Below are 13,467 nucleotides of genomic sequence, written 5' to 3'. Positions count from 1 at the left end.
GGGGCAGTTTTGCGGCGCGACTGTCCATCCAACCGCGAGAGGTCGCCGCCGGCCATTTCGATACGCAGCACATGCTTCAACGCCTCACCCTTGCCCAAGCTTCGTTTGGGCCGCGCCCACCCCAAGGGACGGGCGCGGGGACAGGCAGAGAGGGCAGTTCGGTGACGTGATGGGCGATGGCTTCCGGTCCCGAGACATCGGGCGGGCGCCGAGGCAGGGCGGGTTCATCGCAGGGTGCCGAAGCCCCTCTGCCTTGCCTTGGTCTCACCCAAGAGGCATTTGACTGAGCGCTCACATGCCATGGGTCGTGGGGCGAAGGTTCAAGCCGCGCACGAGACCCCGCCGCCCATGCTCAGGCCGGCTCCCGATCCTCGCGGGTCCAGGGGGAGGAGATCACGAGGAACCGCACCGCCTCGGTGCTCTCGTTGAAGGCCCGGTGCGCGGCGCCCGGCGGGACCTCCAGCGCGTCGCCCGTGACCAACTCGTGCAGCGTGCCCTCCATCTCGAGGGACAGCTTCCCGTCGAGCACGTAGAACATCTGCCGCGCCACGCCATGCCGGTGCCGGTGTTCCGACCCGCCGGGGGGAATGCGTTCCTCGATCACCTGAAGCCCGGGCTGGTCCATCAGGCGCCAGCCGTCGCAGAGCCCGCCCCAGACGTAGTGTTCAGCGGTTTCCCGATTCACCCGCGGCGCCATGCGTCAGGGTCTGGTCCGCATGTCCGGCAGCGAGATGTTCGCCACCTGCTCCGCGATCGGATCGACCTTCAGCGGATGGGTTTCGGAGGAATAGCGCGACGGATCCTGCATCTTCTCCCAGCGGCCCTGCACATAGAGCTCCAGCCCCTTGAACTTGGCCTTGTAGCCCATCTTGGGCGAGCCCGGCACCCAGTAGCCGAGGTAGACATAGGGCAGCCCCGCCTCGCGGGCGATCTCGATGTGGTCGAGGATCAGGTAGGTGCCGAGGCTGTCGCCGGGCCGCGTCGGATCATAGAAGGAATAGACCATCGAGAGCCCGTCATCGAGCACGTCGGTCAGGCTCACGGCGGTCAGGGCCCCGGTCTCGCCATCGTGGTATTCCACCACGCGGGTGCGGATCGGCGTCTCCTCGATCATCGCGGCGAATTCGAAGATATCCATGTCGGCCATGCCGCCGTCCGCATGGCGCGCGTCGAGGTATTCCCGGAAGAGCGCGTATTGATCCTCGGTGGCCCAAGGGGAACTGGCGCGCCGCTCAAGCCGGGCGTTGCGCTTCACCGCGCGCCGCTGGCTCTTGGAGGCGGTGAACTCGGCCACGTTGACCCGCGCGGACAGACAGGCGGTGCAATCGGCGCAGGAGGGCCGGTAGAGCACGTTCTGCGAGCGGCGGAAGCCCTGTTTCGACAGGCAGTCGTTCAGGCGCGTGGCATTCTCGCCCTGCAGGGCGGTGAACAGCTTCCGTTCCATCCGGCCCTCGAGGTAGGGGCACGGCTGGGGCGCGGTCACGTAGAACTGAGGGGCGAGAGGAAGAGTGTGGCGCATCTCATCTACCGGTTTACGACAAAACGATAACAGCGCCATTCCGATCCGCCAAGATGGTTAACCGGCGGATTTGTGCCAGCGGACGGACCTTGCGGAAAGGCGCTCGGGAAAGCGGCGCGGCGGCGGCCTGCCTCTTCCTCGACCTATGCGCGGTGCTGAGGGAGTAAAGGGCCTCACGGCGGATGTGATCGGCTTGTGCGGCTGTGACCGAAGGAACGCTGCGGAAACCCGCCGGCTTGTCGGTTTGATACGGTACGCCCACCACCACCACGAAGCCGCGCATCGACGACGCGCGCGGAGGCGATCCAGACCTCTCTGGCTGCCACTTTATCTCTGCCAAGCTCGCCGGTTCCCCTCAAGGGACCGCCCATCCTCACCAAATCGCCGCCGCGTGGGGGCGCGTCGGCGATGCGCGGCGGCCTTGTCCCGCGCGGGGATGTTCGGAAGCGGCTGATTTGCAACGAAGAAGCCGCCCCCGGGGGAGCGGCTCCACGTGTCTCATGGCGCGGCTGTGTCAGCTGACGGCGCGGCGGTTCACGGCGACGGTGCCCAGCATGTGGTCCGTCAGGCCCTGCCGGCGCGGCGAGAAGAGCATCATCGCCACCGAGATCAGCTGCAACACCGGCAGCGCGAAGGAGATGGTCAGCCCCAGCGTGTGCAGGAAGGCGGTGCCCGCATCGAAGAGCTGGCCGTCGCCGCGCCGGAATTCCACCGCCATCAGCCGCATCCCCCAGGTCGAGGAGCGCGAGGCGATGGTGAACCAGCGGTAGAAGAAGCCGACCACCAGCATCAGGAAGGGGAAGAAGAACAGCCCCGTGAAGGCGGTGAAGGGCAGGATCAGCACGCAGATCAGGGCGATCAGCACCGTATCCACCAGCCATGCGATCAGCCGCTTGACCGGCGTGTCGGAATAGAAATCCGGCTGTGTGTCGGGATCGGGCAGGGTCCAGCTGGGGTACATCGGGGTCAACGTGCCTTTCGTCATCATTGGGCAGGAAGGGAGGTCAGGGGCCGCGCCGGCCCCGAAAGGGGGCCGGCCGGTGGTGCCGTTTCAGGTCTTGGTGCGCCCGAGCGGCGGGCGCGGTGGCCGTGGCCCCCGCTGAGATCGGGGGGCCAATGCGTGGAGGGCAGCGCCTCAGGCGGTTTCCTCGTCGCGGATCGGGGCGGCGTCACGCTCGGCTGCGGCCTTCTTGGCGCGCTCGTCCATGAACTGGTCGAACTCGGCCTTGTCCTTGGCGTCGCGCAGCCGCTCGAGGAAGTCCTCGAAGCTCTTCTGCTCGTCTTCGAGCCGGCGCAGCATGTCGGCCTTGTAGGCGTCGAAGGCGTTGTTCCCGCTGGAGCGCATCGCCGTATAGGCGCTGCGACGCATGTCGGAGGAGGACGAACGGCGGCAGGACTTGCTGAACATTTTCTTGCTCCAGATCATGTAGGCGAGAAGGGCGAGGCCGACAGGCCAGAAGAGGATGAAGCCAAGCACCATTGCGGCGATCCAGGCTCCCTTACCCTTGCTGTCGAGCCATGCTTCGGCCTTGCCGAGCCAGCCCATGGGCTGGGTTGCATAGGCAGGGGCAGTTGCGGGGGTCATCTCGGTTCTCTCCGTTGGTTGATGTGAATGTCTTTCACATCTCCTAGATCGGGATGGTGTCCCCGCATTGCAAGGGTCGAAGTAAATGTTTTTTACATATGCCGGATCACGACGTGAAATCAGAGACTTGAGCGCCGGTCAGCTGGGCCATGTCGGCGGATTTCATCGGGAAGACATGGGTCGGCGTGCCCGCGGCGGCCCAGATCGTCTCGAACTCCAGCAGGCGCGGGTCGAGGAAGGCGCGGATCGGGTTCAGGTGGCCGACGGGGGCCACGCCGCCGATGGCAAAGCCGGTCTGCGCCCGGATCAGCGCCGCGTCTGCCATGCCCAACTCTTCGCCCGCCAGCTCCGAGGCCTTGGCGCCGTCCACCCGGTTGCCGCCCGCGGTGAGGAAGAGGATCGCCTCGCCCGAGGCCTCGCCGCGGAAGATGATCGACTTGGCGATCTGGTCGATCTCGCAGCCGACCGAGTCGGCGGCCTCCTGCGCGGTGCGCGCCTTGCCCACGTCCGCGATCTCGGTCGCGATGCCGGCCTCTTCCAATGCGCGGGCCACGCGGGCCTTGCTCTTGCTCATCTGCGTCTCCTTCAGTGTCGGGCAGGACCGGGGCGCGGGGGCACCCCTGTCCCGTGGGGGCGCTGCGCCCCTCTGTCGCGCCCGTTATTCCGCGTCGGGCCGCTGTTGACCAGCCCTGCCGCCCGGCGCATCTTCCGGCCATGACATTCGCTGCCCGTATGACCCGCTGCCCCCGGCCCTTCGACCCCGAGAGGGGCGCGGAGGCGCGGGCGCTGCTGCCCGATCTCGCCCCGGAACTGCTCGAGCTGATCGAGGGGACGGGAGGGTGCAGCCCCTATCTCCTCGGCCTTATGCACCGCGAAGCCGATTGGCTGCGGGCCGCCTTCGACGATCCCGAGGCGGCGCTGGACGGGCTCCACGCCGACCTGCCGGGGCAGGACAACGTCGAGAGCGCCCTGCGGCAGGGCAAACGCCGGGTGGCGCTGCTGACCGCGCTTGCGGATCTCGGCGGGGTCTGGGCGCTGGAGGAGGTGACGGGCCGGCTGAGCGGCTTTGCCGATCTGGCCACCGACGTGGCGCTGAAGGCGGCGCTCGCCCGGGAAGTGAAGCGTGGCAAGCTGCCCGGCATGGACGAGGCGGCGCTTGAGGACGGCGCAGGCATGGTCGTGCTGGCCATGGGCAAGGGCGGCGCGCGGGAACTGAACTATTCCTCCGACATCGACCTGATCGTGCTCTACGACGAGGCGCGGTTCGACGCCGATGCCTTCCTCGAGGCCCGGCCTGCCTATATCCGCGCGACCCGGCGCATGGCCGCCACGCTGAGCGAGATCACCGCCGAGGGCTATGTCTTCCGCACCGATCTGCGGCTGCGGCCCGATCCCTCCGTCACGCCGGTCTGCGTCGGGATGGAGGCGGCGGAGCGCTACTATGAAAGCCTCGGGCGGACGTGGGAGCGGGCGGCCTATATCAAGGCGCGGCCCTGTGCGGGCGACCTTGCGGCGGGGCAGCGGTTCCTCGACGACCTGCGGCCCTTCGTCTGGCGGCGGCATCTGGATTTCGCCGCGATCCGCGACGCCCACGACATGCGCCGCGCGATCCGCGATCACAAGGGGCTGCACGGGCCGATCACGCTGGACGGCCACAACATGAAGCTGGGGCGCGGCGGCATCCGCGAGGTCGAGTTCTTCACCCAGTTCCACCAGATCATTGCCGGGGGCCGGGATCCGGAGCTGCGCATCCGGGGCACCGTGCCCGCCCTCGCGGCCCTGGCCGAAAAGGGCTGGGTGCCCGGCGAGGTGGCCGAGGTGCTGACCGGCCATTACCGCGCGCACCGCGAGGTGGAGCACAGGCTCCAGATGGTGAACGACGCCCAGACCCATGCGCTGCCCTCGGGCGGCGAGGGGCTGACCCGGATCGCCGCGCTGATGGGCCGCGAGGAGGCGGAGCTGGCGCAGGACATCCGTGCCCGGCTGACCGAGGTGCACGAGATCGTCGAGCATTTCTTTGCCCGCGAGGAGAACGGCGGCGGCCGGGCCGCCCCGGCCGAGGCCTGCGAGATGCCGGACTACGACGCCGAGGTGATCGCCCGGTGGCGCGGCTATCCGGCGCTGCGCTCCTCCCGCGCGCAGGAGATTTTCGAGCGTCTCAAGCCCGAGATCCTGACCCGCCTGGCCCGCGCCGCCCATCCGCACGAGGCGCTGCTGGCGCTTGACGGGTTCCTGGCCGGGCTGCCCGCGGGGGTGCAGGTCTTCTCGCTCTTCGAGGCCAACCCGCAGCTGATCGACCTGCTGGGCGATATCGTCGGCACCGCGCCCGATCTGGCGCGCTACCTGTCGCGCAATGCCTCTGTCTTCGACGCGGTGATCGGGGGACGGTTCTTTGCGCCCTGGCCGGGACTGGAGGCCCTTTGCAAAGAGCTGACGGCGGTTTTGCAAAACGAGGACGACTACGAGACCCGGCTCGACGCCGCCCGTCGCTGGCTGAAGGAATGGCACTTCCGTGTCGGCGTGCATCACCTGCGCGGGTTGATCGAGGCCGAGGAAGCCGGGATGCACTACGCAGACATCGCCGAGGCGGTGCTGCGGGGGCTCTGGCCCGTGGTGGTCGCCGATTTCTCGCGCCGCCACGGGCCGCCGCCGGGACGCGGGGCCGTCGTGGTGGGCATGGGCTCGCTGGGGGCGGGGCGGCTCAACGCCCGCTCGGACCTCGACCTGATCGTGATCTACGACGCGGCCGGGGTGGAAACCTCCGAGGGCACGCGACCGCTGGCGGCGCGGACCTACTATGCCCGGCTGACGCAGGCGCTTGTCACCGGGCTCTCGGCGCAGATGGCGGAGGGGCGGCTCTACGAGGTCGACATGCGGCTGCGGCCCTCGGGCAACCAGGGCCCGGTGGCGACCTCGCTTGCGGCCTTCACCGAGTATCAGCGCGGCGAGGCCTGGGTCTGGGAACACATGGCGCTGACCCGCGCGCGCGTCATGTGCGGAGACGCCGGGCTGGCCGAGGAGGTGACCGCGCTCCGGGCCGAGGTGCTGGGGCAGGGCCGCCCGGCGGAGGAGGTGCTGCCCGCGCTGTCCGAGATGCGGGAGCGGATTGCCCGGGCCAAGGCGCCGGCGGGGCCCTGGGACGTGAAGGTCGGGCCCGGGCACAACCAGGACATCGAACTGACGGTGCAGGCGGCCGCGCTGATGGGGCGCGAGATCTCAGGCAGCTTCGAGGCGGGCCTGGCCGCGGCGGAGCGGATCGGCTGGCTGCCGGCCGAGGCGGGCGCCGACCTGCGCGCGGCCTACCGGCTCTGCTGGCGGGTCGGGCAGGTGGCCAAGCTGCTGAGTGACAAGCCGCTCGACCCGGAGGCGATCGGCGAGGGCGGGCGGGCGTTCCTGTTGCGCGAGACCGGGGCGGAGGACATCGCCGGATTGGAGACGCAGCTGGAGGCGGCCTGTGCCGCCGCAGCGGCGCGGATCGGGGCGGCGCTGGCGCTGGACCCGGCGGCGCTCGAAACCGAGTTTGATGGCGCGCAGACGGGCGGGACTGAGACGGGCGGGAGTGAGACTTGGCGGACTCAGGCGGGCCCTGCTGAAACGGACGGGACGGAGGCGTGATGAAAGGCGATGCACAGGACCCCAAGGCCCTGATCCGCGAGGCCTACCGGATCGAAGGGATCAACACGGAGGAATGCCGAACGGTCTTCATGGACTGGGCGCTGTCGCTGCCCGAGGGCGCGGATGTGCAGGCTGCCCTCACCGATCTGGTGGCGCGGCATGGGCCCGTGGCACCGGACCATCCGATGACGGGGATCCTGCGCGAGGCGCAGGGCGCCCCGGTCACGGGCCGTCGGCGCGGCGGCTGGCGCGGACGCCGGACCTAGGCGGAACGGTCTGGGCGCGGTCTGGAGGGCGCAGGGACCGGTTGGAGCCTGTCGCGGACAGGTCGGGGCTGTCCGGAAAATGCGCATTTTCCGGTCCGTTTTCTGTGCAGAAAACGGGTGCGGCCGGGAGCGCATCACGCGGGGAGGGGGCGCGCGTGACGGCGCCGTGGGGTCAAGAATTTTGGAAAATTCTTGGCAAAATTCTTGGAAGAATTTTGGGCACGCGGCGCGCGCGAGGGCACGCCGTGGACCCCTGGTCCGTGCCGGTAGGGCGTGGGAGGGGGCTGTCTGCCCCCTCTTGCGGGCGGGGCCCGCAATTCACCCCCGAGGATATTTCGGAACAGTGGATATTGGGGACAGTGGATGTCAGCCGGCGAGCTGGGAGGCGGTGCGGGCGAGCTCTTCGATGGCGGCCCAGTCTCCGGCCTCGATCAGGGCTTCGGGGGCGACCCAGCTGCCGCCGACGCAGGCGATATTGGCAAGCGAGAGGTAAGTCGGGGCGTTTGCGGGTGTCACGCCGCCGGTCGGGCAGAAGAGGATCTGCGGGACGGGAGCGCCGATCGACTTGATCGCGGCGGCACCGCCGGATTGTTCTGCCGGGAAGAATTTCTGCACCCGATAGCCGCGCTCCAGCAGGGCCATGGCCTCGGAGGCGGTGGCGGCGCCGGGCAGCATGGGCAGGCCCGCTGTTTCCGCCGCATCGAGGAGCTTCGGCGTGGAGCCGGGGGAGACGCCGAAGGTGGCCCCGGCCTCCAGCACCTGCGCGACGTGGTCGGGGGTCAGGAGCGAGCCTGCGCCCACGCGCCCGCCTTCGACCTGCGCCATCTCGCGGATCGCATCGAGGGCTGCGGGGGTGCGCAGGGTCACCTCCAGCACGGGCAGGCCGCCCTTGACGAGCGCCTCGGCCAGCTTCGCGGCCTTGGCGGCGTCCTTCACGGTCAGAACCGGGATCACCGGGGCGAGGCGGCAGAGCGCCTCGGTCTGCTGGCTGGCGGCTTCGGGGGTCATGTCACTCTCCTCGCGGTCACGTGTTAGCCCTAACATGGGTCTTCCCTAGCATGTCATCGGGCGGGTGCGAAGCCCCAAGCGTCGCCGGTCAGGTGCCGCAATAGGTTGCGGGGACGATCTGTTCCTCGGTCGGGGGCAGGGTCAGGGAGGTTTGGGCCGGTTGCGCCCTGTAGGGGGTGGAGAGGACCTCCATCAGCCGGTGGAAGGGGGCCATGTCGCCTGCGACGGCGGCGGCGATCATCTCTTCCATGCGGTGATTGCGGGGTATGACCCAGGGGTTGGCAGCCTCCATGCGGGACTGGGCGGCGGTCTCTCCGTCGAGGCGCGCCTGCCAGCGGGCGTGCCAGTCGTCGAAGGCGGTGCGGTCGAGGAAGGCATCGCGGGGCGCGGACCCGGAGAGGGCGCGGAAGGTGTTGGTGAAGTCGAGCTTCTGGGCCTGCATCAGGTCGAGCAGGTCGGCGATGAGCTCTGCGTCCCCGGTTTCGGCCCCCGGACGGTCGGTCAGGCCGATCTTGGCGCGAAAGCGGGTGAGCCACTGCGCGGTGATCTGGCCGGGCATCGCCTCGATGGCCTGCTGGTAGGGCGGGACGGCGGCCTGCGGATCGGCCTCCAGCGAGACGAGGGCCGAGGCGAGCTTGGCCAGGTTCCAGGTCGCCGCGTGGGGCTGGTTGGAATAGGCGTAGCGGCCCTGCTGGTCGATCGAGGAATAGACCGTGTCCGGGTGCCAAGTGTCCATGAAGGCGCAGGGGCCGTAGTCGATCGTCTCGCCTGCGACCTGGCAGTTGTCGGTGTTCATGACGCCATGGATGAAGCCCACGGCCATCCACTGCGCGATCAGGCTGGCCTGCCGGGCGATGACGGCGTGGAGCAGTTCCAGCGGGGTTCCGGCTTCGGGGTAGTGCCGCGCGCGGGTGTGCTCATAGAGCTGTTGCAGCCCGTCGCGGTCCCCGCGGGCGGCGAAATATTCGAAGGTGCCGACGCGGATGTGGCTTTGGGCCACGCGGGTCAGGATCGCGCCGGGCAGGGCGGTTTCGCGGTAGATCGTCTCGCCGGTGGCGACGGCGGCCAAGGCCCGGGTGGTGGGGATGCCGAGAGCATGCATCGCCTCGGAAACCACGTATTCGCGCAGGACGGGGCCGAGCCAGGCGCGGCCATCGCCCCGGCGGGAATAGGGCGTCGGGCCGGAGCCCTTGAGCGCGATATCCCGGCGCAGCCCGTCGGTGCCGAGGGTTTCACCGAGCAGCAGCGCGCGGCCATCGCCGAGCCGGGGCGAAAAGCCGCCGAACTGGTGGCCGGCATAGACCTGCGCCAGGGGCGTTGCGCCGGAGGGGACCTCGTTGCCGGAGAAGAGCCGGGCCAGCGTCTCGTCGTCGGGCAGGTCGCCCAGGCCCAGCAGATCGGCCAGCGGCCGATTGAAGGCGAGGAGCCGCGGGGCGGCCACGGGGACGGGCACCTGCCGGCTGTAGAAGGCGGGCGGCAGGGCGGCGTAGCTGTTGTCAAAGGGGATCTGCAGGGTCATGGGGATAAGATATGTCCGGGGAGGCGGTTTGCCAATCTGAGTGGCGTGGAAGGGGCGCGGCGGTGGGGGTGCGTCGCGTGGGGAGGCTCCGGGCGGGCGGTTGTGAGGGAGGCGGAGACTGTCGGGCGAATGGGGTGCCTGACGGGGCAGTGGCGGGGCCAAGCCCTGCCGTCCCGCCATTCAGATGTCCCACGCGGCTGTGAGGGGCCTGCATGCCCACCGGAAGGCGCATCTGCGCCTCCCCGAGCGGGCGTTGCCCGATGCGGGGCCCTTGATGCGCCGTCCCTTCGGGTAGCGTGTCAGGTGCCCGGATCGGGCCAGCCGCCTCAGAACCGGCGCGTCATCAGCACGTAGTCATCGCGCAGCGCGAACTTCTGCCGCTTGTAGAAGGCCACCACCCGCGCATCGCTCTTGCGCACCTCCAGGTGCAGCGCCTTGAGCCCGGCCTTGGAGAGCGCGGTGGGCAGGGAGTGGAGCACCTCCGCCCCGATGCCGCGTCCGCGCACACCGGCGCGGATGTAGAACTCGTCCACGAAGCCCTCCATGCCGCCCAGTTCCAGCGACCAGCCGAAGGTGATCACGATATAGCCGATGGGCGCCCGCGCGGGCCCGATTAGATAGGCCACGCCGTGCGGCGAGCCCTCCAGCAGCGGCATCAGCGCCGCCTCGCGGGCCTCGTCGGTCTGGGTGATGCCCATCTCCTCGTGGAAGGCCGACACCATGGGCATCAGGCGGGTCAGATCGTCCGGGGAACAGAGGTGAACCGAGGTCACAGCAGGGCCAGCCTTTCGCGCAGCAGGGCGAAATAGCCCTCGTCATCGATGGTGCCCATGAAGAGCGCATTGGGCGCGCGCCCCGAGACACCCCACCAGTCGGCCACGGTCATGCCCATGGTGAGTTCCGAGGTGATCTCGATCTCGACGTTGATGTGGCGCCCAGTGAAGAGATCGGGCCGGATCAGGTAGGCCGTGACGCAGGGATCGTGCAGCGGCGCCCCGGCGGAGCCGTATTTCTCGAGGTCGAAATGCTGGAAGAAATCCGTCATCTCGGCCACGGCCACGCCGACCCGGTTGCCGAGTGCGCGGAAGGCCTCGTTGCGCGCGGGCGTGACCATCGCCTTGTGGGTCACGTCCAGCGACATGACCACGAGCGGCACGCCGGCCCGGAAGACCACGTCCGCTGCATGGGGATCGACATAGATGTTGAACTCCGCCGCGGGGGTGATGTTGCCGACCTCGAAATAGGCCCCGCCCATGAGGACGATCTCCTGCACGCGGTCGATGATGTCGGGCGCCTTGCGGAAGGCCATGGCGATGTTCGTCAGCGGCCCCAGCGGGCAGAGCGTGACCGTCCCCGCCGGTTCGCGGCGCAGGGTCTCGATGATGAAATCCACCGCGTGCTGGTCCTGCAGCGGCATCGCGGGGTCGGGCAGTTTCGGCCCGTTGAGCCCGGTGGCGCCATGGACATGTTCGGCGGTGCGCAGGTTGCGCACGAGGGGATGGTCGGCCCCGGCAAAGACCTTCACCTCGGGCCGGCCCGCCAACTCGCAGACGATGCGCGCGTTCTTCGCGGTCAGCGCCAGCGGCACGTTGCCCGCCACGCAGGTGAGGCCGAGGACCTCGATTTCCGCCGGGCTGGCAAGGGCCAGCAGGATGGCAATGGCATCGTCCTGTCCGGGATCGGTGTCGATGATGATCTTTCTGGCAGTCATGGTCCCCTCGTCTTTGGTGCCGACCTTGGCGTGGGCCGTGCCTCATGTCCATCGCTGGTGCAAGGGCAGGCGGATTTCCATTGCGGAGCCCCGCCGATCGCCGCAGTCTGCGGCCATGTCCGACAGCTCTCCCCTTGCCCATGCGGCGCCGGTCTACCTGCACGCGGGCGCCCATCGTACCGGCACCTCCTCGTTCCAGATGTGCCTCTCGGTGAATGCCGGGCGGTTGCGGGCGGCGGGCTATGACCTCGCCTATCCCGGGCGCGACGGCATTCCGGGCGGCGATCTGCAGTTGCGGCTGCCTGCGCCCCGCCACGGGCCCAAGAAGATCCGCCGTCTGGGCGAGGCGGCACGGGCGCATCTGGCGGGGCTGCAGGGCGGCGAGGGGCGTCCGCTGATCCTGTCGGAGGAGAACATCCCCGGGCGGATGCTGCATTTCTACCAGGGCCGGTTCTACCCGGCGGCGGCGGCGCGGCTCCGGGCGCTTAAGGCGGCGCTGCCGGGGCCGGTGGCGCATCTGGTCTACGTGATCCGGCCCTATGACACGCTCTATGTCTCGGCCTACCGCAAGCGGGCGGAAGATCGCCCGGTGGAGCCCTTCGCCGCGATCCGCCCGCGGCTGATGGCCATGGACCGGGGCTGGGTGGACATGGTGGAGACCCTCGTGGAGCGGCTGACGCCCGCGCGGGTGACCGTCGTGGACTACGCCGCGCGCGGGACGAGTGCCGCTCTGCTGGCGCACCTGCTGGAGGGCGGGCCCGCCGGGCTGGAGGAGCCGGAGGAGGTGGTGAACCTCTCGGCCACCGATGCGGCGCTGGAGGCGTTGCAGGCGGTCTATGCCTCGGGCGGGACGCTGGAGCGGGCGGCGTGGAAGGCGGTGATCGCGGAACATGCCGAGGATCGTGCGCCGCGTGGCTTCGCCGCCTTCCCGGCGGAGGAGGCGGCCGTGCTGCGCGGGCGCTACGAGGCGGACATGGAGCGGCTGGCACGGATGGCCGGGGTGACCGTCTTGCGGTAGCGCGCCGTAGCCCGCCATACGCACCCCTGATATCACCGCCCCGGTCCGGACGACACGCCGCCCCCTGATCCCCCACACGAAAACGGCGGCCCCTCGGGACCGCCGCTTCCATTTCAATGTGTCCATGTCTCTCCGACCCGTCGGGCCGGTCGTCCGACAGGCTCAGCCGTCGAAATCCACCGTCTCCATCAGGCGCAGCGCGTCGGGACGCAGCTTGGCGAGTTCCATCAGGTTGACCTCGTCCGCGTCGAAGCTGCCCCAGCCCTTCACCAGATCGGACGGCTCGGAGCCCGGTGCGATCGGGTACTCGTGGTTGGCCTCGGCGTAGATTTCCTGCGCCTCGGGGGAGACGAGGAATTCCATCAGCTTCAGCGCGTTCTCCTTGTTCGGGGCCGCCTTGGTCATGGCGATGCCCGAGATGTTCACATGGGTGCCGCCGCCTTCGAAGACCGGGAAGACGATGTTGACCGAGTTCGCCCATTCGACCTGCTCGGGGTCTTCCAGCATCTCGCCCATGTAGTAGGTGTTGCCCAGCGAGATGTCGCATTCGCCGGCCCAGATCGCCTTGACCTGCGCGCGGTCGTTGCCCTGCGGCTTGCGCGCGAGGTTCGCCTTCAGGCCCTTGAGCCACTCCAGCGTGGCCTCTTCACCATGGTGGTGCAGGTAGGCGGCGGTCAGCGCGACGTTGTAGGGGTGCATGCCCGAACGGGTGCAGATGCGGCCTTCCCACTTGGGATCGGCGAGGTCCTCGTAGGTGGTCACTTCGCCCTCGGCCACGCGCTCCTTGGAGGCATAGACGATGCGCGCGCGGGTGGTCAGACCCCACCACTGGCCCTCGGGATCGTGGAACTCGGCCGGGACATGGCTGGCCAGAACCTCGGAGTGCACCGGCTGGGTCACGCCGGCCTCGACCACGGAGGCCAGACGCGAGATGTCCACGGTCAGCACCAGGTCGGCGGGGGAACGGTCGCCCTCGGCCAGCAGACGCTCGACCATGCCCTTGTCGAGGAAGGCCACGTTCACCGTGATGCCGGTCTCTTCGGTGAAGGCATCGGTCAGCGGCTTCAGCAGCTCGGGCTGACGATAGGAATAGAGGTTCACCTCGTCCGCCAGCACGGGGGCGGCCAGCAGGGACGCGCCTGCGGCAAGAATGGTGGTACGCAGCATCTGTTTCATGGGATCCTCCCTGGGATGATTTCCCGCCTGATACTTGAGCGAAATTGTCG

Annotated in this window: 14 protein-coding genes; 3 read left to right on the top strand and 11 right to left on the bottom strand. The window is 69.1% G+C overall.

Annotated features, from left to right (window positions below):
• Nucleotides 1-352: 352 nt before the first annotated feature.
• From ACX9MO_RS19745 to ACX9MO_RS19720, 6 genes are all read right to left on the bottom strand, one after another.
• Nucleotides 353-697, bottom strand: a complete 345-nt coding sequence (locus tag ACX9MO_RS19745; protein WP_462213093.1) for a cupin domain-containing protein — start codon at nt 695-697, stop codon at nt 353-355.
• Nucleotides 698-700: 3 nt separating this feature from the next.
• Complete coding sequence (locus tag ACX9MO_RS19740; protein ID WP_462213092.1) at nt 701-1,519, bottom strand: arginyltransferase; 819 nt, start codon at nt 1,517-1,519, stop codon at nt 701-703.
• A 13-nt stretch (nt 1,520-1,532) separates the two neighbouring features.
• Nucleotides 1,533-1,802: a hypothetical protein gene (locus ACX9MO_RS19735; protein WP_462213091.1), complete on the bottom strand. Its 270-nt coding sequence runs from the start codon at nt 1,800-1,802 to the stop codon at nt 1,533-1,535.
• 231 nt (nt 1,803-2,033) lie between these two features.
• The gene (locus ACX9MO_RS19730; RefSeq protein ID WP_462213090.1) at nt 2,034-2,507 is read right to left on the bottom strand and encodes an RDD family protein; all 474 of its coding nucleotides are present in this window, start codon (nt 2,505-2,507) and stop codon (nt 2,034-2,036) included.
• Nucleotides 2,508-2,654: 147 nt separating this feature from the next.
• Entirely contained in the window at nt 2,655-3,104 is a 450-nt protein-coding gene (locus ACX9MO_RS19725; RefSeq protein ID WP_222490258.1) for a DUF2852 domain-containing protein, read from the bottom strand.
• Between the two features lie 106 nt (nt 3,105-3,210).
• The gene (locus ACX9MO_RS19720) at nt 3,211-3,678 is read right to left on the bottom strand and encodes a YbaK/EbsC family protein (protein WP_462213089.1); all 468 of its coding nucleotides are present in this window, start codon (nt 3,676-3,678) and stop codon (nt 3,211-3,213) included.
• A gap of 140 nt (nt 3,679-3,818) precedes the next feature.
• Between ACX9MO_RS19720 and ACX9MO_RS19715 the strand changes: the two genes are divergently transcribed.
• A complete protein-coding gene (locus ACX9MO_RS19715) occupies nt 3,819-6,719 on the top strand; it encodes a bifunctional [glutamine synthetase] adenylyltransferase/[glutamine synthetase]-adenylyl-L-tyrosine phosphorylase (protein ID WP_462213088.1) in 2,901 nt (966 codons plus the stop codon).
• Nucleotides 6,719-6,985: a hypothetical protein gene (locus ACX9MO_RS19710; RefSeq protein ID WP_462213087.1), complete on the top strand. Its 267-nt coding sequence runs from the start codon at nt 6,719-6,721 to the stop codon at nt 6,983-6,985. Before ACX9MO_RS19715 ends, ACX9MO_RS19710 begins: the two co-directional genes overlap by 1 nt.
• 366 nt (nt 6,986-7,351) lie before the next feature.
• Here the strand turns inward: ACX9MO_RS19710 and eda are convergent, their stop codons facing one another.
• The 4 genes from eda to ACX9MO_RS19690 form a co-directional block, all read right to left on the bottom strand.
• Nucleotides 7,352-7,993 carry a bifunctional 4-hydroxy-2-oxoglutarate aldolase/2-dehydro-3-deoxy-phosphogluconate aldolase gene (eda, locus tag ACX9MO_RS19705; protein ID WP_462213086.1) on the bottom strand — a complete coding sequence of 214 codons (642 nt, stop codon included), beginning with the start codon at nt 7,991-7,993 and terminating at the stop codon, nt 7,352-7,354.
• Nucleotides 7,994-8,081: 88 nt separating this feature from the next.
• A complete protein-coding gene (locus tag ACX9MO_RS19700; protein ID WP_462213085.1) occupies nt 8,082-9,512 on the bottom strand; it encodes a protein adenylyltransferase SelO in 1,431 nt (476 codons plus the stop codon).
• A 326-nt stretch (nt 9,513-9,838) separates the two neighbouring features.
• On the bottom strand, nt 9,839-10,285 hold the full coding sequence (locus ACX9MO_RS19695) for a GNAT family N-acetyltransferase (protein WP_462213084.1): 447 nt from the start codon (nt 10,283-10,285) through the stop codon (nt 9,839-9,841).
• Nucleotides 10,282-11,223 carry a nucleoside hydrolase gene (locus ACX9MO_RS19690; RefSeq protein WP_462213083.1) on the bottom strand — a complete coding sequence of 314 codons (942 nt, stop codon included), beginning with the start codon at nt 11,221-11,223 and terminating at the stop codon, nt 10,282-10,284. Before ACX9MO_RS19690 ends, ACX9MO_RS19695 begins: the two co-directional genes overlap by 4 nt.
• Nucleotides 11,224-11,338: 115 nt before the next feature.
• On the opposite strand from ACX9MO_RS19690, the gene ACX9MO_RS19685 reads away from it, so the two are divergent.
• Nucleotides 11,339-12,241: a hypothetical protein gene (locus tag ACX9MO_RS19685; protein ID WP_462213082.1), complete on the top strand. Its 903-nt coding sequence runs from the start codon at nt 11,339-11,341 to the stop codon at nt 12,239-12,241.
• A gap of 162 nt (nt 12,242-12,403) precedes the next feature.
• Here the strand turns inward: ACX9MO_RS19685 and ACX9MO_RS19680 are convergent, their stop codons facing one another.
• Nucleotides 12,404-13,408, bottom strand: coding sequence for a Fe(3+) ABC transporter substrate-binding protein (locus ACX9MO_RS19680; protein WP_222490582.1), 1,005 nt, complete (start codon nt 13,406-13,408; stop codon nt 12,404-12,406).
• Between the last annotated feature and the right edge of the window lie 59 nt (nt 13,409-13,467).

Source organism: Pseudooceanicola profundus (assembly GCF_054919315.1).
The sequence above is the reverse complement of the archived record's forward strand: the minus strand, read 5'-3'. Positions and strand labels throughout refer to the sequence as shown.